Origin of the sequence: Streptococcus milleri, assembly GCF_900636525.1 — a bacterium.
GTDB lineage: Bacteria > Bacillota > Bacilli > Lactobacillales > Streptococcaceae > Streptococcus > Streptococcus hominis.
In genome coordinates, this window is the sequence record NZ_LR134288.1 from 1,421,947 (window position 1) to 1,445,879 (window position 23,933).

General features: G+C 40.1%; 20 protein-coding genes. 3 read left to right on the top strand and 17 right to left on the bottom strand.

All coding sequences use genetic code 11. From position 1 onward, the window contains the following. The first annotated feature begins 125 nt into the window (after positions 1-125). Complete coding sequence (locus EL087_RS07015; protein WP_003028799.1) at positions 126-578, top strand: universal stress protein; 453 nt, start codon at positions 126-128, stop codon at positions 576-578. 43 nt (positions 579-621) lie between these two features. On the opposite strand, the gene EL087_RS07020 is transcribed toward EL087_RS07015, so the two are convergent. Then, entirely contained in the window at positions 622-2,010 is a 1,389-nt protein-coding gene (locus tag EL087_RS07020) for a Cof-type HAD-IIB family hydrolase (protein ID WP_126407686.1), read from the bottom strand. Between the two features lie 64 nt (positions 2,011-2,074). On the opposite strand from EL087_RS07020, the gene EL087_RS07025 reads away from it, so the two are divergent. After that, on the top strand, positions 2,075-3,037 hold the full coding sequence (locus tag EL087_RS07025; protein ID WP_126407688.1) for an asparaginase: 963 nt from the start codon (positions 2,075-2,077) through the stop codon (positions 3,035-3,037). A gap of 331 nt (positions 3,038-3,368) precedes the next feature. Here EL087_RS07025 and recG read toward each other — a convergent pair whose 3' ends face one another. From recG to celB, 9 genes are all read right to left on the bottom strand, one after another. Beyond that, the gene (gene recG, locus EL087_RS07030; RefSeq protein ID WP_003039399.1) at positions 3,369-5,384 is read right to left on the bottom strand and encodes an ATP-dependent DNA helicase RecG; all 2,016 of its coding nucleotides are present in this window, start codon (positions 5,382-5,384) and stop codon (positions 3,369-3,371) included. Positions 5,385-5,487: 103 nt separating this feature from the next. After that, complete coding sequence (alr, locus tag EL087_RS07035; RefSeq protein WP_126407690.1) at positions 5,488-6,594, bottom strand: alanine racemase; 1,107 nt, start codon at positions 6,592-6,594, stop codon at positions 5,488-5,490. Next, positions 6,566-6,946, bottom strand: a complete 381-nt coding sequence (acpS, locus tag EL087_RS07040; protein ID WP_126407692.1) for a holo-ACP synthase — start codon at positions 6,944-6,946, stop codon at positions 6,566-6,568. Before acpS ends, alr begins: the two co-directional genes overlap by 29 nt. Positions 6,947-7,054: 108 nt before the next feature. Further along, entirely contained in the window at positions 7,055-8,095 is a 1,041-nt protein-coding gene (locus tag EL087_RS07045; protein WP_024052682.1) for a 3-deoxy-7-phosphoheptulonate synthase, read from the bottom strand. A 22-nt stretch (positions 8,096-8,117) separates the two neighbouring features. Further along, a complete protein-coding gene (secA, locus tag EL087_RS07050) occupies positions 8,118-10,637 on the bottom strand; it encodes a preprotein translocase subunit SecA (protein WP_126407694.1) in 2,520 nt (839 codons plus the stop codon). Between the two features lie 127 nt (positions 10,638-10,764). After that, a complete protein-coding gene (locus EL087_RS07055; RefSeq protein ID WP_022525143.1) occupies positions 10,765-12,612 on the bottom strand; it encodes an APC family permease in 1,848 nt (615 codons plus the stop codon). A 252-nt stretch (positions 12,613-12,864) separates the two neighbouring features. Then, positions 12,865-13,809 (bottom strand): mannose-6-phosphate isomerase, class I, encoded by a 945-nt coding sequence (gene manA, locus EL087_RS07060; RefSeq protein WP_126407695.1) that lies wholly within the window; start codon positions 13,807-13,809, stop codon positions 12,865-12,867. 32 nt (positions 13,810-13,841) lie between these two features. Further along, positions 13,842-14,567 (bottom strand): GntR family transcriptional regulator, encoded by a 726-nt coding sequence (locus EL087_RS07065; protein WP_126407697.1) that lies wholly within the window; start codon positions 14,565-14,567, stop codon positions 13,842-13,844. A gap of 33 nt (positions 14,568-14,600) precedes the next feature. Further along, complete coding sequence (gene celB / locus EL087_RS07070) at positions 14,601-15,869, bottom strand: PTS cellobiose transporter subunit IIC (RefSeq protein WP_003039647.1); 1,269 nt, start codon at positions 15,867-15,869, stop codon at positions 14,601-14,603. 143 nt (positions 15,870-16,012) lie between these two features. Between celB and EL087_RS07075 the strand changes: the two genes are divergently transcribed. Next, on the top strand, positions 16,013-17,410 hold the full coding sequence (locus tag EL087_RS07075; protein WP_126407699.1) for a glycoside hydrolase family 1 protein: 1,398 nt from the start codon (positions 16,013-16,015) through the stop codon (positions 17,408-17,410). 140 nt (positions 17,411-17,550) lie between these two features. On the opposite strand, the gene EL087_RS07080 is transcribed toward EL087_RS07075, so the two are convergent. The 7 genes from EL087_RS07080 to scrK all read right to left on the bottom strand — a co-directional run bounded on the left by EL087_RS07080 (position 17,551) and on the right by scrK (position 23,906). Continuing rightward, on the bottom strand, positions 17,551-17,871 hold the full coding sequence (locus EL087_RS07080; protein WP_021002019.1) for a PTS cellobiose transporter subunit IIA: 321 nt from the start codon (positions 17,869-17,871) through the stop codon (positions 17,551-17,553). Between the two features lie 10 nt (positions 17,872-17,881). Then, positions 17,882-18,196, bottom strand: coding sequence for a PTS cellobiose transporter subunit IIB (locus EL087_RS07085; RefSeq protein WP_022525145.1), 315 nt, complete (start codon positions 18,194-18,196; stop codon positions 17,882-17,884). A 211-nt stretch (positions 18,197-18,407) separates the two neighbouring features. Further along, positions 18,408-20,168: an ABC transporter ATP-binding protein gene (locus EL087_RS07090; RefSeq protein WP_126407701.1), complete on the bottom strand. Its 1,761-nt coding sequence runs from the start codon at positions 20,166-20,168 to the stop codon at positions 18,408-18,410. Continuing rightward, entirely contained in the window at positions 20,158-21,924 is a 1,767-nt protein-coding gene (locus EL087_RS07095) for an ABC transporter ATP-binding protein (protein ID WP_126407703.1), read from the bottom strand. The genes EL087_RS07090 and EL087_RS07095 overlap by 11 nt, the downstream gene beginning before the upstream one ends. After that, positions 21,917-22,375, bottom strand: a complete 459-nt coding sequence (locus EL087_RS07100; RefSeq protein WP_126407705.1) for a MarR family winged helix-turn-helix transcriptional regulator — start codon at positions 22,373-22,375, stop codon at positions 21,917-21,919. The genes EL087_RS07095 and EL087_RS07100 overlap by 8 nt, the downstream gene beginning before the upstream one ends. A 156-nt stretch (positions 22,376-22,531) precedes the next feature. Continuing rightward, positions 22,532-22,942: a peptide deformylase gene (locus EL087_RS07105; RefSeq protein WP_126407707.1), complete on the bottom strand. Its 411-nt coding sequence runs from the start codon at positions 22,940-22,942 to the stop codon at positions 22,532-22,534. Positions 22,943-23,006: 64 nt separating this feature from the next. Then, a complete protein-coding gene (scrK, locus tag EL087_RS07110; protein ID WP_049534497.1) occupies positions 23,007-23,906 on the bottom strand; it encodes a fructokinase ScrK in 900 nt (299 codons plus the stop codon). Positions 23,907-23,933 lie beyond the last annotated feature (27 nt).

Consider the following 23,933-nt stretch of genomic DNA (forward strand, 5'->3'; position numbering starts at 1 on the left):
CAATTTATTATAACGCAATTTTCCTAAAAAATCTAAAAAACTTCTTGTAAAGTCTGCATGAAAATGCTTTACTTTTTTCATGTAAAGGGTTACAATATAACTAAAGAAAGAATGGAGGTATTCCTATGCTACAAAGATATCAAAACATTATGGTCGCTGTTGACGGTTCTCACGAAGCTGAGCTTGCCTTTGAAAAGGGTGTAAATGTTGCGCTTAGAAATAATTCACGCCTAACGATTGCCCATGTAATTGATACACGTGCCTTGCAAAGCGTTTCTACATTTGATGCAGAAGTCTATGAAGAATTGCAAGAAGACGCAAAGAAACTCATGGATCAATATGCTGAAAAAGCCAAAGAAGCCGGCGTGGGAAATGTTGTCACAGTTGTTGAAATGGGAAATCCGAAAACCCTTCTTGCAACAGATATTCCAGAAGAACAAAAAGTTGACCTCATCATGGTTGGTGCTACTGGGCTCAACGCCTTTGAACGGTTACTGGTTGGCTCTTCATCTGAATACATCTTGCGTCATGCAAAAGTTGACTTACTTGTTGTTCGTGATAAGGAAAAAACATTATAATACAAAGATAGAGAGATTGGCATAAACCAGTCTCTCCTCTTTTTTATTCTTCATTTTTTTCATAATTTCGTTGATAAGCTTGAATTTGACGTTCAAGCTCTTTTTTGATAGAAGGTTCTGGTGCATAATTTTTTTCCCAATCATCTGGTTTTAAAATTTTATGAGTAACTGGATCAAAGTGCGCTTTACCATCTGGGAAGAGTTTCCCCATATTCGCTTGGTGTACAATTTCAAATAAGCGCTCAGGATCTACTCCCATTAAAACAAAACTACCATAAGTAAAATACAACATATCAATCAGTGCATCTACTTGTCCAACGAGAGACATCTCTGCTTTGCTCTTCTTTTTGACTTTTTCAGCAGCTTTGTTCACAGCTTCGTGCAAAGATTGAACAGACTGATTGAAAATTTCTTCTGAAGGACTGGCTGCTCGTAAAAATTCCACTAGTTCTTCTACCTTGAAGCCTGCACGATGACGAGCACCCTCTGTTGTCCACAGGATGGGCTCTTCCTGCGTGCATTCATCCATTATCCCATGAAATTCTTTGACCTTATTAAAGTGGTGGTCGCTACTGACAAAGACTTTTTCACTTGCCAAAATACCAAAATGCTCCAAAGCCTTATGAATCCCGTCTTGACTATTGCTGCTGGTTGTGTGTTTCGCAACTTCTTTCACTCGACTGGTTCCATTTCCCATGGCGATGGACATACCAACGCTCGCTAACATCTCAACGTCATTATCAGAATCACCAAAAGCCATGACTTGATTGATATCAAAGCCATATTCTTTTCCAACCAGCTTAATTCCCTCTAGCTTGGACATACCCTGATTGATAATGTCAGCCGCAAAAGGACTGCTACGAGTAAACTTTAAATCTGGAAAATCTACTTCGATAGCTTGTGTTTCTTTTGGTGTTGCCAGCATCAGTACTTGATAAATCGGCTCTTGAATAGATTTCAATAAATCATCCTGCTGTTGAGGAAGTGCCTTACTAATCACATTGTTGAAACTTTTATTGACCAAGTGTGTCATCTTCCTCGGAACAAAGCGACTGGTCCATTGAGAAAACTTGCTCATGCCAAAGCTCATGATTTTGGAGCCAACCACTCCTGATTTTGTCCCAAATGAAATTTCTATTTTATGCTGGCGAGCATACTGAATCAAGTGACGCAAACTGGTTTTATCAATTGGCTTCGCAGAAATGACTTTATCTTTTGAAAAAATATATTGTCCATTATAGGTTACTGCAAAGTCCAAATCCAACTGCTCCATAAAAGATTGAACAAAAAATGGACCCCGACCTGTCGCTAAACCAACTAAAATACCTTGCTGTTTTAAACTATGAATCGCTTGTTCTGTGGATTTCAAGACTGTCCGACTATCATTTACTAACGTCCCATCAATATCAAAAAAGACTGCTTTAATTTCCATTCATTTCTCATCTCTTTCTTTTATGATACAATAATTATAGCATAGATTCAGGAGAAGCTCACTTATGACCAAAAGAATTTTAGTTTTACATACTGGCGGTACTATTTCCATGCAGGCGGACACTACTGGAAAAGTCATCACAACTGAACACAATCCCATGAACCATGTCACAGTTCCTCTAGAAGGTATTCAAGTGACGGCTCTTGATGTTTTCAATATTCCTAGCCCTCACATAACACCACAGCACATGCTGCAATTGTATCAAAAAATCAAGACAGACGGGAAGCATTTTGACGGGGTTGTCATTACTCATGGAACGGACACTCTGGAAGAAACAGCTTATTTTTTGGATACCATGGAACTTCCAGATATTCCTGTCGTCTTGACCGGTGCCATGCGAAGCTCCAATGAACTAGGAAGTGACGGAGTTTACAATTATTTATCTGCACTCCGTGTAGCAAGTGATGACAAAGCACGCGGAAAAGGCGTTCTGGTGGTTATGAATGATGAAGTCCATGCTGCCAAATACGTGACAAAAACGCATACGACCAATGTCAGCACTTTTCAAACGCCAACTCATGGACCACTCGGACTGATTATGAAGCAAGAAATCCTCTATTTCAAAACAGCTGAACCACGCGTTCGTTTTCATTTAGATAAAATTTCTGGGTTAGTACCGATTATCCCAGCCTATGCTGGAATGAAAACCGAACTGCTTGATATGCTAGACTTGGAAAAGATAGACGGTCTCATCATTGAAGGCTTTGGCGCTGGAAATCTACCACAAGAAGTTGCTCAAAAGCTCAGAAAACTTGCGAATTCTGGATTGCCAATTGCACTTGTATCACGTTGCTTTAACGGGATTGCAGAGCCAGTTTACGCTTATGAAGGAGGCGGTGTAAAGTTACACGAAGCAGGAATCATGTTTGTCAAAGAGCTGAATGCTCCTAAAGCTCGTATCAAGCTGCTAATCGCCCTGAATGCTAGACTTCAAGGGCAAGAATTAAAAGACTACATGGAAGGCTAGGTTCTTACATAGATAAAAAGCCTCGAGTGATTCGAAGCTTCTTAGGATATTTTATGTTTAGGAGATTTATGAAAAAAAGTTTTTAGCTCTTTTGTTTTTTAGTTATTTGCCATATATTTCTGATTCCTTTCCTGTTTTTTTGAATGTTTTGTTATAATTTACTTTAATGTTTACTGTCATTGGACTTACCTCTTTCTTTTTGATGAATTTAGTATAGCCCGAAAAACTTAAAGCAGACTTATAGATTTCTTTCAGAAAACTTAATTTAAAAAACTTCATCCAAATGAAAATGGTGAAGTTTTTTTGTTTTATACATAATGATAGACTAAAATCAATCCAAATAATCCTGTTGTTCCAAATGAAGTGCTACAATATACCAGTCTGCATTCGTTCGCCAATCAGGAGTGGACACAATTTGACTGGCGACCTTTCTGGCCTCTTCTAAAATTGGATAATCCTCCAAAATATCCGCTACCTGAAATTCCGGCAAACCAGACTGACGAGTGCCAAAGATTTCACCAGAACCACGCATTTTCAAATCTTCCTCAGCTAAGACAAAACCGTCAGTTGTTTCCGTCATGATTTTCATACGTTTCTTGCCAGATTCCGTCTTGGGATTAGCCACGAGAACCGCATAAGACTGCTTATTCCCACGACCTACTCGACCACGTAACTGATGAAGCTGACTGAGCCCAAATCGATCCGCATCCATGATTAGCATGACCGTAGCATTGGGCACATTGACACCGACTTCAATAACAGTCGTGGAAACCAGAATGTCCGTTTTCCCTTCCTTAAAATCCTGCATAATGGCATCTTTTTCATCGCTCTTCATTTTACCATGTAGTAGTGCTACATGAGCTTTGTCACCGAAATAAGCCTTTAGTTCCTTTTCCAAAGCAATCGCATTTTTCAGATCCAGCGCTTCTGACTCCTCAATCAAAGGAGAGATGACATAGACTTGAGCACCTCGTTGCAGCTCTTTTATCAACCAATCCAGAACTACTTCCAGCTGCTCATGCTTGACCCAACGGGTGATGATTGGCTTACGTCCTGCTGGCATTTGATCAATAATGGACACATCCATATCGCCAAAAGCAGTAATAGCAAGCGTCCTAGGAATGGGCGTTGCAGTCATCATGAGAACATCAGGATTATTTCCTTTTTCTCGCAAAATTCGCCTCTGCCCCACTCCAAAGCGGTGCTGTTCATCAATAATCACCAGACCGAGCTGATGATATATCACACTTTCTTTAATCAAAGCATGAGTGCCGACAATCATATCCACCTGACCAACCTCAATAGCTTCTAGTGCCTGTCTGCGTTCTGCTGGCTTCATTCCTCCTGTCAACAGAATTATCCGCAGTTCAGGAAAAAGTTGGCTCAAGCTATCAAAGTGCTGCTCTGCCAAGATTTCAGTCGGTACCATGAGAGCAGATTGCAAACCAGCTGTATAAGTAGCATACATAGCTAAACCTGCAACCACTGTCTTTCCGCTTCCGACATCTCCCTGCAAGAGCCTGTTCATGTGAGCTGGTGATTTCATATCCTGTAAAATCTCGTTTAGACTACGCTCTTGAGCAGCCGTCAGCTCAAAAGGTAGAGTAGCTTTTTTCTTTTCTAGCAAGTCTGCCTGCCAAGGAATAATTAAGCCCTGACTAACATCTTTTGTTTCACATTTGAGAACCTGCAATTGCATTTGAAAGTAAAAAAGCTCTTCAAACTTGATCCGACGCAAAGCCTGCTTGTACTCTGCCAAATCCCTTGGAAAATGCATCGCTCGCACTGCCTGATTCCGTCCTATCAACTGATAGCGTTCTAACAATACTTGGGGCAAATTTTCCTCCAAGAGCAATTCCAACCCCTGATCAAAGGCTGTCTTAATGACCTTCACCAAACTAGCTTGACTAATCCCTTGTGCCACTCGATAAACAGGCTGCAAATCATCTTCTACTTGTGCTAGAATTTTCATCCCGGTCAAACTAGCCTTTGCCTTATCCCATTTTCCGAAAATAGCAATGGTTGAACCAACCTCCACCTTGTCTGCTAGATAAGGTTGATTAAAGAAGTTGACTGCAAGTACCACCTCTCCCTGCTTTATGGTAAAACGCAGGCGATTGCGCTTGTAGCCATAGTACTGGACATTTGCTGGTGTAGTCACCACCCCTGAAATAACTGCCTTTTCACCATCTTCCAGTTCTAACACATTCTTACTTTTGAAATCTTCATAGCGAAAGGGAAAATAGAGTAGCAAATCTTGCAGGCTTTCAATTCCCAGCTTAGTAAATTTTTCAGCAGATTTCGGTCCTACACCCGGCAGAACCGTTAAAGGTTGGTGTAAATTCATAATTCCTCTTTCAGTTCTGTTTCTTAAGAGTTTGTAAAAGCAGATTGGAACAACCATGCTGAAAATAGCTTTCTAGATTTTTCCAACTGCTTTTTAGTTTCAATCAATTTTTATAAACTCTAGGCACACGATCACTAATCAAGCAAACCACCTCGTAGTTGATTGTTCCTCGTTTTTCTGCTACATCTGTTGCAGAAATGGATTCTTTGCCACTTTCTCCGATAAAAACGACAGGTGTACCAATAGGACAAGCTTTAGGTAGACGAACGGTAATCTGATCCATAGACACACGACCAACAATGGGACAAGATTGTCCGTCAATTAGAACATCAAAACCTTGCATATCTCGCGTCCAACCGTCAGCATAGCCTAATGGAATCGTCCCAATGAACTGTGGGCTATCGCTAGTGTAAGTGGCTCCATAACCCACATCTGCCCCTGCCTCCAGCTGCTTGACATGAACCAATTCCGACACCAGAGAAAGAGCCGGTCTCATTTCGTAAGGAAGCTGCAAGGTACGACCGCTAGGATTGAGGCCATAGATAATATCACCCAGACGCACCGCATTCATCACAGTATCTGCATGCCAAAGGGTCGTTGCAGAATTACTAGCGTGAACAATCGGTGGAACGATTTCTAATTGCCCTAAAATTTCTTTAAAACGTGCCAACTGTGCTTCAAACTTATGCGTATCTGCTTCATCAGCTGTTGCAAAATGGGTGAAGATGCCTTCTACCTGAGCCCCTGCTTTTTCCAAACGATGAATGGCTTCTTGAGCATCTTGACTATCTCGAAAACCAATCCGTCCCATCCCAGAATCAATTTTTATGTGAACAGCCAAACCAGCTACATCTATATTTGACTGTAGCAGCAAATCAATCCATTCTAAACTAGCAACGGTACAGGTCACTTTGCGTTCAATTGCCAATGAAATGGCATGAACATCTGACACTCCTAATACCAAAATTTTTTTCGTAATGCCGGCATCACGCAACTCTACAGCTTCATCAATATTGGAAACACAAAAGCCATCCACAATTGGCTCAATAGATTGCGTAACAGCAACTGCACCGTGACCATAGGCATCTGCCTTGACAACAGCCCATTTTTCCACATTGTTTGGAATATGCGCTGCAATTTGTTTAATATTAAAGCGGATAGCAGCTAAATCCACAACAGCCCTAGTAGGTCGATGATGACTCGTTTTCATGATGTTCCTCCAAAATAACACTAGCTGTAACAATATTACCTGCATGGCTGAGCGACACCCAGACCTTGCCAGAAAAAGGCGACTTGGTAAAAACAGGTGCTCCCTTTTCATCGTTTAAAATTTCTAAATCCTGAAAAGTGACACAACCAATACCAGTCCCCCACGCTTTAGAAAAAGCCTCTTTAGCAGACCAACGCCCCGCCAAATATTCCATTCTTCGCTTGCCAGAAAGTTTCTCAAACCGTGCAAATTCAGCAACAGTCAAAACTTTCTTGGCGAAGCGAGCATTTTTTTCATAAACTTTTTGAATAGAAGAAATTTCCTCTATATCAATACCATGTCCTTTAATCATCTTTTTAAAAAGAGGCTGGGACAAAAGTGTGCCAGACTCGGTTACTTTCTAAAATAAAACTTAATGCACTAATACTATCAGATTTTACAAATCCACTCCCCATCTTTCTTATTTTTCATTTTTAGATAGGGTAGTATATATTTCCTTGACTAGTCTGACTGTATTATCCCAACCCAGACAAGGGTCTGTAATGGATTTTCCAAACACTTCAGGCTCGTTTTGACGGCCGTCTTCTAAGTAAGACTCAATCATAAAGCCACGTACAATTTTTTTGATTTTTTCATTCCAGTCACGATTGATTAAGGTTTGACGGACAATCCGCACCTGCTCTAAATACTGCTTACCAGAGTTATCATGATTGGTATCGATGATGATGAAAGGATTTTCCAAACCCATTTTTTCATATTGGTCAATCGTATCCAGCAAATTATCATAGTAATAGTTTGGAATATTTTTTCCATACTCATCAAGCCCACCACGCAGAATAGCGTGTGCCAAAGGATTTCCTGAAGTTTCTACTTCCTTACCAGCAAACAAGAAACTTTGCTTGTTTTGCGCTGCGTAAATCCCGTTAAACATGACATTGAGATTGCCAGACGTAGGATTTTTCAAACCGGTCGCAACATCAGCCCCACTAGCGACAAAACGGTGTTGCTGATCTTCCACAGAACGAGCTCCAACTGCCATATATGAAATCAAATCATCTACCAAAGGAAGATTTTCTGGATAGAGCATTTCATCAGCTGTCGTCATTCCCGTCTCCGTAATAACACGATAATGCAAATTCCGAACAGCCTTAATCCCATTAATTAAGCTTGGAGCAGCCTTAGCATTCGGTTGATGAATCAATCCTTTATAACCATCGCCATTGGTGCGAGGCTTAGCTGTATACACGCGCATAACCATGAAAATACGGTCTTTCACCTCTTCTTGGAGGGCAGATAGGCGCTTTGCATATTCTAGGACAGCCGCTTCATTATCAGAAGAACACGGACCAATGACCAACAGAATGCGGTCATCTTCTCCACGGATAATGGCATTTAACTCACGATCTCGTGCCTTTTTTTTAGCTAAAGCCTCTCCTTCTAACTTTGATAAATTACGAACCTTTGCTACATCAATTGGCTCGCTAGTTGCCTTAAATGTCATAATCTCCCCCTCTTTGCACTACTTATCTGTGGCGTCCATGACAATTTTTAAATTTCTTACCAGAACCACATGGACACAAGTCATTGCGCTTCACTTTTGTCAAATCAATATCGCTAGGTAAGCCAGATTGTTGTGCTGAAATATTGCGTGTCGCTGTTGTGCTGATATGATGCTCCGTACGTGGACGTTCTTGCTCGTGAATTTGAGCCTTCATCATCAAACGCGTCACATCAAATTCGATCGAACCAATCATGTCATTAAACATACGGAAACTTTCAGCTTGGTATTCAACGACTGGATTATTTTGAGCATAACCACGAAGTCCAACTGCATTCCGAAGTTGATCCAAAGCATCGATATGATCAGTCCATCTGCTATCTACAACGCGTAAAATCAGAACTTTTTGGAATTCTCTGACGGACTCTTCATCGCGAAGTTTCGCCACTTGACTATCGTAAACCTCCAAGGCACGTTTGTATAAATCAGCCTTGATATCTTCATCAGACAAGCCTTCTAAATCTGCGATTTCAATAGATTCTTCTGGAACAAGATTGTATTTTGCAAAATTAACAATTGATTCTAATTTTTCATCTTGCTCTGCACGACTGTTGCCATCCACAAAACGGTTGATCGTTCGCTTCATCATGGCGTGAATTTCCGGTGCCAAATCACGATCAGCCGTAATGACATCATAACGCTGCGCATAGATAATTTCACGTTGCTCACGCATAACATCATCGTATTGAAGGACTTGTTTACGTGTATCATAGTTGTTCCCTTCAACACGCTTTTGAGCTCCTTCTACTTGACGCGTCAGCATACGAGATTTGATGACAGACTCTTCTTCACTGAGGTTCATGCGATCCAAAACAGCTTTAATCCGTTCCGATCCAAAGCGACGCATAAGTTCATCTTCAAGTGATAGGTAAAATTGTGACTCTCCTGGATCTCCTTGACGACCTGAACGACCACGAAGCTGATTATCAATACGACGGCTTTCATGTCGTTCTGTACCAATAACGCAAAGTCCACCAAGTTCACGAACCCCTTCACCAAGCTTAATATCTGTACCACGACCAGCCATATTGGTTGCAATCGTTACCGCGCCACGTTGACCAGCATTCATAATGATTTGCGCTTCTTTATAGTGATTCTTCGCATTCAATACTTCATGCGGAATGCCAGCTTCTACTAGTTTCTTAGAAATATAATCACTTGTTTCAACTGCGACTGTTCCTACAAGAACAGGTTGTCCTTTTTCATGACGAGCTTTCACGTCCTCAACAACCGCTTTAAATTTAGACTCAATACTTGGATAAAGAAGATCTGGATGGTCAATACGAGCTACTGGACGATTTGTCGGAATCGGAATGACCCGAATATTATAGGTTTCGCGGAATTCTTCCTCTTCTGTCTTAGCTGTCCCTGTCATTCCTGACAATTTCTTGTACATACGGAATAGATTTTGGTAAGTGATAGAAGCCGAAGTCTTCGTTTCATCCTGAATTGGCACACCTTCTTTGGCTTCAATTGCTTGGTGAAGTCCGTCTGAATACCGGCGACCTTCCATTGTACGGCCTGTAAATTGGTCCACAATCAAAATTTCTTGCTCTTCACTCACCACATAGTCAATATCTAACAGCATGATATAGTTTGCACGAAGGGCATTGTCAATAAAGTGAGTCAGCGCTACATTTTCAATATCATACAAGTTTTCTAACTTGAAGTAGCTTTCTGCTTTATCAATCCCAGAGTCAGAAAGTCCAATGGTTTTAGACTGCACATCAATGATATAGTCATCTTTATTAAGAGACTTCACAAAACTATCTGCCATGTGATAAAGTTGGTTCGTATCAGACGAAGTTGGTCCTGACACAATCAAAGGCGTACGAGCTTCGTCAATCAAAATGGAGTCCACCTCATCGACCAAAGCGTAGTTTAGCGGACGCTGCACCATGTTTTCAGCACGCACCACCATATTATCACGCAAATAGTCAAAACCAATCTCTGCATTGGTTGAATACGTGATATCACATTCATAGGCTTCTTTTTTCTCTGCGGATGACTTGGCAGCAAGATTGATACCAACAGAAAGCCCCAACCAAGAGTACAGTTCCCCCATTTCCGTTGCGTCACGCTCTGTCAGATATTCATTTACTGTGACAACGTGAACCCCTTCTCCAGACAAGGCGTTCAGATAAACTGGCATGGTTGCTGTCAGGGTTTTTCCTTCCCCTGTACGCATTTCTGGCACATCTCCATGGTGTAAGACAATCCCACCCATAATCTGTACTGGGTAAGGAAAAAGTCCTAACACGCGCTTTGCACCTTCACGAACAACCGCAAAAGCTTCATAAAGCAAGTCATCTAATGACTCGCCATTTTGATACCGTTGCTTAAATTCATCCGTCTTTGCTTTCAAAGCTTCATCTGACAAAGCAGCCATTTCATCTTCATACGCCATGACTTTCTTTGCCATTTTTTCTAATCTTCTTAATTCACCTTTATCATTTTCGATAATTGTTCTTAAAATATTCGCCATTTCTTTCCTTACTTGTTACAATTCTTATTTTAAAATGTTCTTTTCATTATAGCATTTTTCACTATATCTTTCAAGAAAATAAAAGGATAAAAACGGCAGTTCCATTCAAAACTGCCGTTTTATGTTCTTACTCTTTTAAGTGATAAGAATAGCTGGCTACAACGACATTTTCATGCCATCTGAGGAAATATTTCAATTTCAAGCTCATTTGATTGTGTAGCATGTTTTGCCAACTATGATTTGGAATGAACTGTGGCACTAATACCGTTACGGTATAACCTTTCTTCTGCGCACCACGAGCGATTTTTGTTACATACTGTACGGTTGGTCTGATGATATTACGGTAGCTTGTTTCCACATTTACAAATTGAATATCTGGAAAATATTGTTTAAATTCACTGGCTACTTCTTCGTCTTTTTCTTGTGTTTCTTTGGTAGATACGTGCATAGCAATCACTTCATCACCGATACTACGGGCATAATTCATCGCACCAACGCTAACTCGTGTGACATTCCCGACAAGCACCAAAACCAGATTTCCTGCATAGTCTACGCGTTCAATTTCTTCATTCAAACGTAGCTGTTTCGCCACTTTATTGTAATGATTTTTAATACTCAAGAAAATCCATAATAAAACGATGATAATCGGAAAGAATGGCCAAATATCTCGCAAACGAAAAAGTAGCAAAATCGCTACAATGGTGTAACAAATAGCAGCGCCTAAAATATTTGCTACTGAATATTTCAAGAAATGTTTTCCATACTGCTTGCGCCAATGCACGACCATTCCCGTTTGAGAAAGAGCAAAAGGCACAAATACACCAATAGTGTAAAGTGGAATGAGCCGTTCAGTGTTTCCGTTGAAAATAAGCAACAGAAGAATAGCACCGATAGCTAAGGTCAAAATCCCGTTTGAGTAGCCAAGGCGTGCTCCTTTTTCCATATACATGTGTGGCATATATTTATTTTTTGCCATATTGTAGGACAACATAGGAAAGGCTGAAAAGCCTGTATTAGCTGCTACAGCAAGGATGAGAGCTGTTGATAATTGGAAAATATAAAATAGAAGTCGTCCAACAGGTGAATTTCCCAAAATAGCTTGCGCCATTTGAGCGAGCGTTGTAACACCTTTTACCGGAACGATTCCAATCCAGTAATTCAAAAAGGTAATGCCAGCAAACATGAAACCTAAAATGGCTGCCATAATTGCCAAGGTTTTCGCTGCATTTTCAGCTTTGGGTGTTTTGAAAAATGGTACAGAATTTGAAATAGCTTCCACACCTGTCAGAGAAGCCGAACCACTCGTGAAAGCGCGTAGCAGGAGCACTAAGCTGACACCCGAAATAGATTTTCCGATAGGAGCTGTTGCATGGTAGGATAAGTTCCCCAGTAATAATTGCAATAAACCAAAGCCAATCAAGAAAACAGTACTTGCAATAAACAAGTAGACTGGTATCATCAGAGAAACCGCAGATTCTCGCAGTCCGCGTAAGTTCATTAGCATTAAAACCAACACTAAAATAATCGAAATGTGCAAATTGTACGGATGCAAAGCAGGAATTGCTGACGTAATCGCATCCGCCCCAGACGAAACAGATACCGCTACTGTCAACATATAATCAACTAGCAAACTACCACCTGAAACTAGACCAGCTTTAGGGGAAAGATTTTCCGTTGTGACCATATAAGCCCCACCGCCTTGTGGGTAAGCATGAATCACCTGACGATATGAAATGGTTAAACTAGCCAGCAAAATCAGCACCACAATACCGATTGGCAAAGACCACCAAATTGCACCAGCAGATACGGATACCAAAACCAAAACAACTTGTTCAGGACCATAGGCAATCGAAGACAGAGCATCGCTTGACAGCATAGCCAAGGCTTGTAGCTTAGTGAGTAAATTCCCTTCATCTCCCTCATCGCTTGATTTTAAAGGTCGACCAATAAAAATATTCTTCAACTTGGAAAACATCTTTTTCTCCTAAATTTTCAATATCAGCTATTATAACGCTTTTCTGAAATAGTATCAACGTTTTCTGAAAATGACATCATTTCTTAATATAACTGACAATTCCTGCAAAAATATAAGGATTATACAGATAGGATTGTTTCACAGATACCTTTAAAAATCTGTAGAACAGTAGAGAACTACGCCATAATGCTTTACCTTATGATAAAAGAGGTCAAGGACTTTTCCTCAACCTCTGATGTTCTATAAAAGCTATTACGGATGACTAACAATCATTTCAAGGTCTTGTCCCTCAAAAGTCCATGCTTCCACATCGCTTGGCAGGATAAAATGGTCTCCTTTTGCGATTGGATACGTTTCTCCATCTACGGTCAGCACACCTCGCCCTGCTAGCACACTTACTAGTAAATAAGCAACTGTTTTCTCGATATCCACTTTTCCTGATACTTCCCATTTGTAAACAGCAAAGAAATCACTAGCTACTAAAAGCGTTGACGTCAAATCATCTGCTTTCAGCGTAACTGGGCGGCTATTGGCTGGCGCACCGATATTGAGCACATCAATGGACTTTTCCAAATGCAGCTCGCGCAGATTGCCTTTAGCATCTTTTCGGTCAAAGTCGTAGACACGATAGGTAGTGTCGCTAGACTGTTGCGTTTCTAAAATCAAAATACCTGAGCCAATCGCGTGCATAGTACCACTTGGAACATAGAAAAAATCTCCAGCCTTGACTGGCACTTTGGTTAAGAGCTTGTCCCATTCTTTCTTTTCAATCTGCTGGCGTAATTCTTCTCGTGATTTGGCATTGTGCCCGTAGATAATTTCTGCTCCTTCATCTGCAGCAATCACATACCAGCACTCCGTTTTTCCTAATTCTCCTTCGTGTTCCATAGCATAATGATCATCTGGATGAACCTGAACACTCAACCAATCATTAGCGTCCAAAATTTTGGTTAAAAGCGGAAAAACAGGCTCACTACTATTACCAAATAACTCTCGATGCTCTGCATAGAGCTGATCTAAGCCCGTACCAGCAAAACGACCATTTTTGATCGTTGATACACCATGCGGGTGAGCCGAAATCGCCCAGTATTCGCCTACTTTATCACTGGGAATTTCATAGCCAAATTCGTCTCGTAGTTTCGTTCCGCCCCAAATTTTTTCCTGCATAACAGATTGTAAAAATAATGGTTCTGACATCATTTCCTCCTTTTCATTGTACAAATAATGACTTAAATATTTTTAACATCTAAAAGAGGATATCCTCTCGTGTCAAAGCGATTGCGACTTCTCGAATATTCAATCGGACGTCCATTTTCCAGATAAACCACTTGCTCCACCTGCAAAATCGGGTCTGTCTCTTGGCAAGCTAAATAGGTTTTGTCATATTCATCTGGCTTTTCAGCTGTGATATGGCGATAACTCCCGGCAAATTTTAAGTTTAATTCATCCCATAAATAAGCATAGATAGACTGAAGCAAAATCTCCTCATTCAATCCTGGTACCAAGTCACACGGCATATAAGTGTGTTCCAACACATAAGGTTGCTCATCAAGCAGACGCAATCGTATAATTTTATAAACTGGTGCCGTTACTTCCACTTGCAGGCGCTCTGCAATCTCAGCTTCTGGAAATTCAACTGCAAATTGAATAATCTGGCTCGTTAATTTTCGCTCATCATTTTTTAAATCTTGACTCAAGCCATTGTAGTTATTCAAGCGAAATTTTGAATCTTCTTTATCCCAAAAGGATGAATTTAACACTCTCGTTCCATTTCCTTGTTTAGAAAAAATGAGTCCTTCAATGGTTAAAATCTCAACGGCTTTTTTGATGGTCATTCGGCTGACGCCAAATTCTTTTGATAATTCGGACTGAATAGGCAACATGGAGTCTACTGGGTAGACTCCACTTGCAATTCTATCTCGAAGTATATTGGCGATTTCTTCGTATTTAGGCATAAGATAGCTCCTGCAAATCTGTCTTTCATCTCATTATAATACAGAATCAGGTTGTTTGTCCAGCATACGAAGGAATGGATACCAGATAAATCCAACAATCACCATATCCACTAACTGAAGGACACCACCTAAAATGGAATTGGTTGCTAGCATTCCGCTAAAGAATACGGGTACCGTCCAAGGAACTGCCACTCCTGTTGGAGCTGGAACAATTCCTACTGCCATCACAGTATAGTTAAACGCAGTCACAACAATCGGTGCTAAAACCCATGGAATCAGAATAGTCGCATTCAAAACGATTGGCAAGCCAAAGATAACTGGTTCATTGACATTGAATAGCCCCGCGCCAAGAGCAAGTCGTCCAACGTCCTTATACATTTTCTTTTTCAGAATAAAAGCCATAATGATAACTACAGCTAGCGTCATCCCAGAACCACCTAAACCAACAGTAAATGTTTCCATAAATGATTTGGAAATAATGTGTGGCAAATGCTTGCCAGCCTGATAAGCCTCTAAGTTATCCAACATCAATGTATTCCAAATTGGATCCATGACAGAATTAACAAGAATCTGTCCATGAAGTCCAAAAAACCATAAAAATTGAACAAAGAAGATTGCCACTAAAGTTGCCCAGATACTACTTCCCAAGCCAACCAGCGGCGTTTGAATAACCTTATAAATAATATCATGAAGATTTGCATTGAAAAATCCTGTCAAACCAGCATTGACAAACAAGAATATGGAAAGAGTCAATACGGCAGGAATCAAAGCCGCAAACGACTTGGCTACTGCAGGCGGAACGCTGTCTGGCATTTTAATCTGCCAACCTTTTTTCGTTGCCCAGCAGTAGATTTCCGCCGCCAAAAATGCAACCAGCATGCCAAGGAACATCCCTTTAGCCCCTAAACGGTCTAAACTCAATACGCCTGAAATTTTTTCACCTTTTTCTGACATGGTATAAAAAGGTGTCAAGAGAAGAAAACTAGAAAAGGAAACGGCTCCTCCAAAGATTCCCTCTACATCATAAGATTTTGATAAATAATAGCCAATACCAAACGTTACAAACACTGTCATAATAGACATTGTTGCACTTTGACCGCTACCAAACAGATTAGATAAAGTTGCTTTCGTTGCATCATTAAAAAATGGCAAATTGTTAAATACTACTACGATTGAGCCAAACATCGTTAATGGAAAGGAGAGCATAAAAGCATCCCGTAAAACAGCCAAATAACGATTGGAAGCGAGCTTGTTTGCCAATGGCAACAACTTATCACCGATTTGATCTAGAAACTTGTTCATCAATCTTCCCTCTTTTTCTTTTTTTGATACTCTAACTATACTATATTTTTTGTAAAATGTCTATACTTTTTTAATAAAAGATTGACTTTTTTTCTAAAAAGTATAGAATTATATTATAGAGAATTTTTTAAAGGAGAAAATATATGACATTTCTAACATTTCCAAAGGGATTTTTCTGGGGGACTGCTTCCAGCGGTCCGCAAACAGAAGGGCGTTTTGAGGGGGACGGAAAGGGAGAAAATATATGGGACTATTGGTACGATAAAGAGCCCGAAAAATTCTTCAATCATATTGGCCCAGATAAAGCTTCTTATAATTATCAGTATTACAAAGAAGATGTGCAATTGATGAAAGCAACAGGGCATAATTCTTTCCGCACTTCTATCCAATGGAGTCGCCTAATCCCTGAAGGCGTTGGTGCTGTTAATCCCAAAGCTGTGGATTTTTACAACTCATTCATTGATGAACTGATTGCAAATGGTATTGAGCCATTTATCAACTTGTACCATTTTGACATGCCAATGGCACTGCAAGAAAAAGGCGGTTGGCTCAATCGGGAAACGGTTGATGCTTATGTAAATTTCGCAAAAACCTGCTTTGAGTTATTTGGAGACCGTGTCAAATATTGGTTTACCCATAACGAGCCGATTGTCCCTGTTGAAGGTGGCTACCTCTATAACTTCCATTATCCTAACGAAGTCAACATGAAACACGCTGTTCAAGTGGCTTTTTATGAAATGCTCGCCAGTAGCTTAGCTGTCAAAGCCTATCATGAAAACCAAGACGAAAAAATCGGGATCATCCTTAACTTAACTCCAAGCTATCCGCGTGATGAAAACAATCCCGAAGATGTCAAAGCTGCTCAGATTGCGGATGCTTTCTTTAACCGCTCTTTCTTAGATCCTGCTATCAAGGGCGAATATCCGGCTGACTTGATTGCCCTTATTAAGGAATTAGACATGGTGCCAGAACACACAAGTAAGGATTTGCAGACTATTAAAGAAAACACCATTGATTTGCTTGGTGTCAATTATTACCAGCCACGTCGGGTTAAAGCAAAAGAAAATCCTGCCGGTAAAGATCCGCAGAATCCTATGCCAGATGATTTCTTTGACTACTACGATATGCCGAATAAAAAAATGAACCCTTATCGCGGTTGGGAAATCTATGAAAAAGGGATTTACGATATTATGATTAACGTTCGTGATAACTACGGTAATATTCCTTGCTACATCTCAGAAAATGGTATGGGCGTTGAAGGTGAGGAGCGCTATATCAATGCCAATGGTCAAATCGAGGACGATTACCGTATTTACTTTATCAAAGATCATCTCCGTTACCTTCATCAAGCGATTAACGAAGGAGCTAACTGCCTTGGTTATCATCTCTGGACCTGTATGGACAATTGGTCCTGGTGCAATGCCTATAAAAATCGCTATGGACTTATTGCCGTTGACCTAGACCAACAAGGTAAACGAACGATTAAAAAATCGGGTTATTTCTTTAAAGAACTGTCTGACAAAAACGGTTTTGAAGATTGAATTTAGCAAAACTCCCCAAGGTATCGGAACCCTTGGGGAGTTTGAGTTATCTTAAAAATAAAAAATAAAAAATAAACCTATAACATGTAACTAGTTTGCACAAATGTTATAAGTTTATTCTTAGGAGGTTTAGCAATAAATTATTTTTCTTCTAGCTTTTTATATAATTCAAGCATTTCTAATGCCACTTCACGTAATGTCATCGTTGTCATCAAATGGTCTTGTGCATGAACCATGATAATCTCGATCTTAATCTCAACACCACTTGCATAATCTTGCAACAATTTCGTTTGCGCGTGATGCGCTTCAACCAACTCTGTATTCGCAGCTTCCAATTTTTGAGAGGCTTCATCGTAGTGACCAAGACGCATCGCTGCAAATGCTTCGTGTACTGTTGCACGCGCCGTTCCACTATGAAGAATGATTTCAAACGCTGCTACTTGTAATTCTTCTGTATTCATAAAACCCTCTTTATAGATTGTCCGTTACCACTTTGGCTAAGGCTGCGACCCCTGTTGGGATAGGCACATAGGCTTGAGGCGGAATTTGAACAACTGGGCGTCCAACTCTTTCACCGAGGTCAGCAAATTGTTTGAAATACATTCTTGTTTGAGGACTAATTAAATAAAGATCAAACGCTGCAGATTCAATCACTTTATTTCCTTCTGTTGCACCAATTGCTTCAACGGTAATGTCTTGTCCTTGACCTTGAAGGTATTCAGTTGTCTTTTTTGCCATAAGAGAGGAAGACATCCCTGCCGCACAGATAATTAACGCTTTTGCCATGAAAATTCTCCTTAAAATATTGTATATTAGGTAATTTTTTATTAACGAATTGCCTATCATTGATATTAGTATAGCACAGTTTTTGTTAAATGTCTAGTCTTTTATATATAAAGATTATACTTTTTTCGAAAAATTTAATAACAAAAAACTCTTTCCGGTCAAATTTTGACTAGAAAGAGTCCCTATTGCAATTTATCGTTTGTCATTTCCTTTACGCATATTCTGCGTCTTCATCAAATTGACTATTGTAAAGATCAGCATAGAAGCCGTTTTGTTCCATTAATTGTTCATGATTGCCTTGTTCAATGATATTGCCATCTCGCATAACCAAAATTAAGTCAGCATTACGAATCGTTGACAAACGGTGAGCAATGACAAAGGAAGTCCGTCCTTCCATTAGTTTATCCATCGCTTTTTGAATCAGCTCTTCCGTCCGTGTATCAACAGATGAAGTCGCTTCGTCCAAGATAAGCAATGGAGCATCCTTAAGAAGGGCACGCGCAATGGTTAGCAATTGCTTTTGCCCAACAGAGAGGCTCACAGTATCGTCCAGCACCGTATCATATCCTTTTGGCAAAGTCTTAATGAAGTGATGAACCCCAACAGCTTTGGCAGCTGCCACAACTGCTTCGTCAGAAATATTATTCTGATTGTAAATCAAATTTTCCTTAATCGTTCCCTCAAATAACCAAGTGTCTTGAAGAACCATGGAGAAGGCATCGTGTACCTCAGAACGTTTCATTTGCTTCGTATCAACACCGTCAATCGTAATGCGACCCTTATCAATCTCATAGAATTTCATCAGCAAGTTGACAATGGTCGTCTTCCCAGCACCGGTCGGGCCGACAATGGCAATTTTTTGCCCTGCTTTTGCATTGGCAGAAAAATCATGAATAATCGTTCGATCTGGATTGTAACCAAAGAATACATTATCAAAGGCAACATCGCCTTTTAAGGTCGTGAGTTGTTGCGCCTTGTGCTCATCGTTTTCCATTTCAGGCTCTGCTAAAAATTCAAACACGCGTCCCATAGCAGCGCTAGCTTGTTGAAGAGTGGTAATCCCTTGCGCAATTTGTGACAACGGTTGAGAGAAAGTCCGTACATACACCATAAAGGCAACAATCGTTCCCATAGTGACATCGCCATTCAAGGCCATGCTCGCTCCAACCAAAACAACCATAACGTAACCGAAGTTCCCTACAAACATCATAAGCGGCATCATAATCCCTGAAATAAATTGGGATTTCCACATACTATTGTAAAGGTTCGTATTGAGCGTTTGAAAGGCTGCTTTGGATTCGTCTGCAGCATTGTAGCTGACAATGACATTATGCCCAGAGTACATTTCTTCCACATAGCCATTGACGCTGGCAAGATTTTCTTGTTGTGCTCGGAAAAATCGTTGAGATTTGCCCATAATCAAAGCAACAAAGACAAAGCCAATCAAGACTGAGCCAATCGTTACAAAGGAAAGGATGACATTGTTGTAAAACATCATAAAGAGAACAGCAATAAGAAGTAAACTTGAGGATATGACTGCTCCTAAACTTTGGTTCAAAGACTGTCCGACCGTATCCACGTCATTGGTGACCCGTGAAAGAGTATCCCCTTGAGAATGGCTGTCAAAATACCGCAATGGTAATTTATTGATTTTTTCAGCAATAGCAGTCCGCAAACGCTTGGAGAAATGCTGAATAACAGATGAAATGATAAAAGATTGAACGTAATTTAACAAAGCACCTGCTGCATACAAAATCGCTAGGAAAAGAGCAATGTTGGAGATTGCTTTCAAATCAATCTGACTTCGCATTCCCTCTGTGATAAGGTTGGTAATTTCTTTTAATTTGTCCGGTCCATAAACTGTAATAATACTAGACACTGCCGCTCCCACAAATGCAATGAGCAATGGAAGCTGAAAACCTTTGAGATAAGGTTTCACTTGGCTAAATAAAGATGATTTTTTATTTTCCATTTTCCAATTCCTCCTTTGATAATTGTGAGTAAGCAATTTCTTGGTAAACATCGTTTGTTGCTAGCAACTCTTTGTGAGTGCCTTGTCCAACAATTTTTCCTTTATCCAGTACCAAAATTTGATCAGCATCCATAATCGTTGAAATCCGCTGAGCCACAATCAATCTGGTTGTGTTCTTCACTTTTTTCGCTAATTCTTCCCGCAAAATGCGGTCTGTCTTATAGTCCAACGCTGAAAATGAATCATCAAAAATCAAAATTTCAGGCTTGCGAGCAAGCGCACGCGCAATTGCCAAACGTTGCTTTTGCCCACCAGAGAAATTGGTTCCGCTTTGTGCGACCTCTGAGTGCAGACCACCTTCTTTTTCTTCAACAAATGATTTCGCTTGTGCCAAGTCCAACGCAGACCACATTTTTTCATCATCCAATGGACTTTCATTGCTTTGTCCAAAGTCCAAATTACTCTTTATATCACCAGAGAAGAGGACAGCTTTTTGTGGAATGTAGCCAACTTTATTATGCAAATCTTCTAGCTGATAATCTTTGACGTTTACGCCGTCTACTAAAATTCTTCCTTCTGTCACATCATAAAAACGAGGAATTAAGCTAATTAGAGTAGATTTCCCAGAACCGGTTGAACCAATGAAAGCTACGGTTTCACCTGCTTTTGCTGTAAAGCTGACATGCTCAATGACAGCCTCAGAGTTTTTAGCATAGCGGAAAGACACATTGTCAAATACCACTTCTCCTTTAATATCTTTAGCTTCTTTAGGGTGTTCTGGAGACTCAATCGTTGAATATAATTCAAGTACTTCATTGATCCGCCCAGCAGATACCAAGGTACGAGGTAGAATGATAAAAAGAGCCGCCATGAGCATGAATCCCATCACCACTTGCATGGCATAAGACATAAAGACTACCATATCACTAAAGATAGGCAAGCGCTCTGGTAAAGCTGCGTCTTGAATCAAGTAAGCCCCAATCCAATAAATCGCTAAAGTCAATCCGCTCGAAATCCCCATCATAATTGGATTTAAAATCGCCATGAGACGACTAACAAAGAGATTCAACCGAGTCACTTCATCATTTGCCCCTGCAAATTTATCATCTTGATAGTCTTCAGCATTGTAAGCCCGAACAACACGAATCCCTGTTAGACTTTCACGCGTAATACTGTTCAACTTATCAGTCAACCGTTGAATAACGGATTGCTTTGGAAAGGCAAGCGTCATCAGAACTGTTGTCATGATAATATTCACAATTACCGCCACAATAACTGCCCAGAGCCAATATTCTGATTTCCCAATGATTTTCGTAATCGCCCAAATCGCCATAATCGGTCCACGAGTCACAACTTGCAAGCCCATTGTAATCATAAGTTGAATTTGCGTAAGATCATTGGTTGTCCGGGTCAAAAGACTCGGAATAGAAAATCTCTTAATTTCGGCATCTGAATAATCCAGTACACGATTGAAAATATCCGACCGCAAACTCGTCGTAAAGCTAGCTGCTAATCTAGCCGCTATAAAGCCAACTGCTACTGCACTTAGAAAGCTCGCAAAAGACAAGCCAATCATTTTCAAACCTGGATTCCACAGGTCAGAAACTACTGTCCCTCTCGTCTGTAGGAGTTCCGTAATTTTTGAAATATAAGTTGGAACCTCTAATTCCAAATAAACTGTTAAACAAGTAAACAAGATACTAATGACAATCATCCCTACTTCTTTAGCAGTTAAACGTTTAAATAATTTAAACATTCGTTTTTCCTTCTTCTAATTTTTCAATATTCTGGTAAAATTTTCCCATTACCTGAAAAAAAATGACCAGATCCTCTTCTGAAACGCCAGCTAATAGACAACGATCCATTTCATAAAAGAAATCACGAATTTTATCCATGCGTTCTTTTGATTCCGGCGTCAAACGAATAATCTTAGCGCGTTTATCGGTCTCACTCACTTCCAGATAAATCAAGCCATTTTTCACCATCCGCTTCATTAAATTACTGGCAACGGACTTAGTAATGCCCAACTCCTGCTCAATATCTTTAATAAAGGTCATCTTGTCACAATCTTCGCGGTGGTTCACAAAATGCAATACCTGCCCCTGTGGACCCGCCATAAATTCAATTCCTCGCTCTTTGGCAATCTTTTGAATCATAAGATGCGTTTTTCGCCCAAATCGCTTGAATTCCAATAATGGTTTTTCCATTTTGACTTCCTTTCAAATAGTTCTCTAGAGAACCAAATGGTTTTCATGAGAACTATTTTACTATATTCTAAGCGAATGTCAAGGAAAAAGTTTCTATGAGAACTAATTTTCAAACAAATTAAAACTCAACTCTATAAAAGCTGAGTCGTCAGATTATTAAATCAAAATCCCTTCCAAATGATCCAGTTCATGCTGACAGATTTGTGCGGGAAAATCTTTCAAAGTCAGTGTTTGCTTTTGCCAATGCTGATCCAAATAGTCAACTGTAATTTCCTTATAACGAGTCGTCAAACGACTACCCGCAAGTGACAAACAGGATTCTTCCGCTCGGTAAGGAGATAACTTCCTTTTCAAAATAGGATTGAACATGATAACAGGCACCATACCATACATAAAAATAATAACTTGTTTCTGAACTCCAATCATATTGGCGGCCATTCCGACACACTTATCTTGATTTGCTTTTAAGGTATCAAACAAATCTTGTCCAATTCCGACATCTTCTTTGCTTGCTGGTTGTGCTTTCTGCTGCAAAAATAGCATATCTTTTACAATTGATTTAATCATTTCTTCCTCATCAAAAAAAGAGCAAGCTCATTCCATATTCGCTCACTTGCTCTCAATTATTCAATTAACCTTTAGCTTTTTCACTGACTTTTTTAGCTAAGACAAAATTTCCAAGTGTTGCTGATCCATTTCCTGCAACAGCTGGCGTCACAATGTAATCACGCACATCTGGAACAGGCAGATAACCATTCAACAAAACTGTGAACTTTTCACGAACACGGTCCAACATGTGCTGTTGCGCCATAACACCTCCACCAAAGACAATCACATCAGGGCGGAATGTCACCGTTGCTTGAATTGCTGCTTGCGCAATGTAGTAGGCTTGAATATCCCAAACAGAGCTGTTTAGTTCAATATTTTCACCTCGAATGCCTGTCCGAGCCTCTAAACTAGGTCCAGCAGCCAGCCCTTCTAAACAGCCATTATGGAAAGGACACACCCCATTAAATTCTTTTTCTACATCCATTGGGTGTTTTGCAACGTAGTAATGCCCCATTTCTGGATGACCCGTTCCACCGATGAATTCACCACGTTGAATGGCGCCAGCACCAATTCCCGTTCCAATAGTATAGTAAACTAGATTTTCAATGCGTCCGCCTGCATTATTTCGCGCCACTACTTCACCATAAGCAGAGCTATTAACATCTGTCGTAAAGTAAATCGGTACATTTAAAGCACGTCGCAAAGCACCGACAATATCGACATTTGCCCAGTGTGGTTTAGGTGTCGTTGTAATAAAACCATACGTTTTTGAATTAGGGTCAATATCAATCGGTCCAAAAGAACCAACTGCAAGACCGGCTAAATTTTCAAAACGAGAGAAAAATGCAATCGTCTTATCCAACGTTTCAATCGGTGTGGTCGTTGGAAATTGTGTTTTCTCAACTACTTCAAATTTTTCATCCCCAACTGCACACACAAATTTTGTACCACCAGCTTCTAGGCTTCCATACAATTTTGTCATTTCAAAACCTCTTTTAATTTTGTTTTC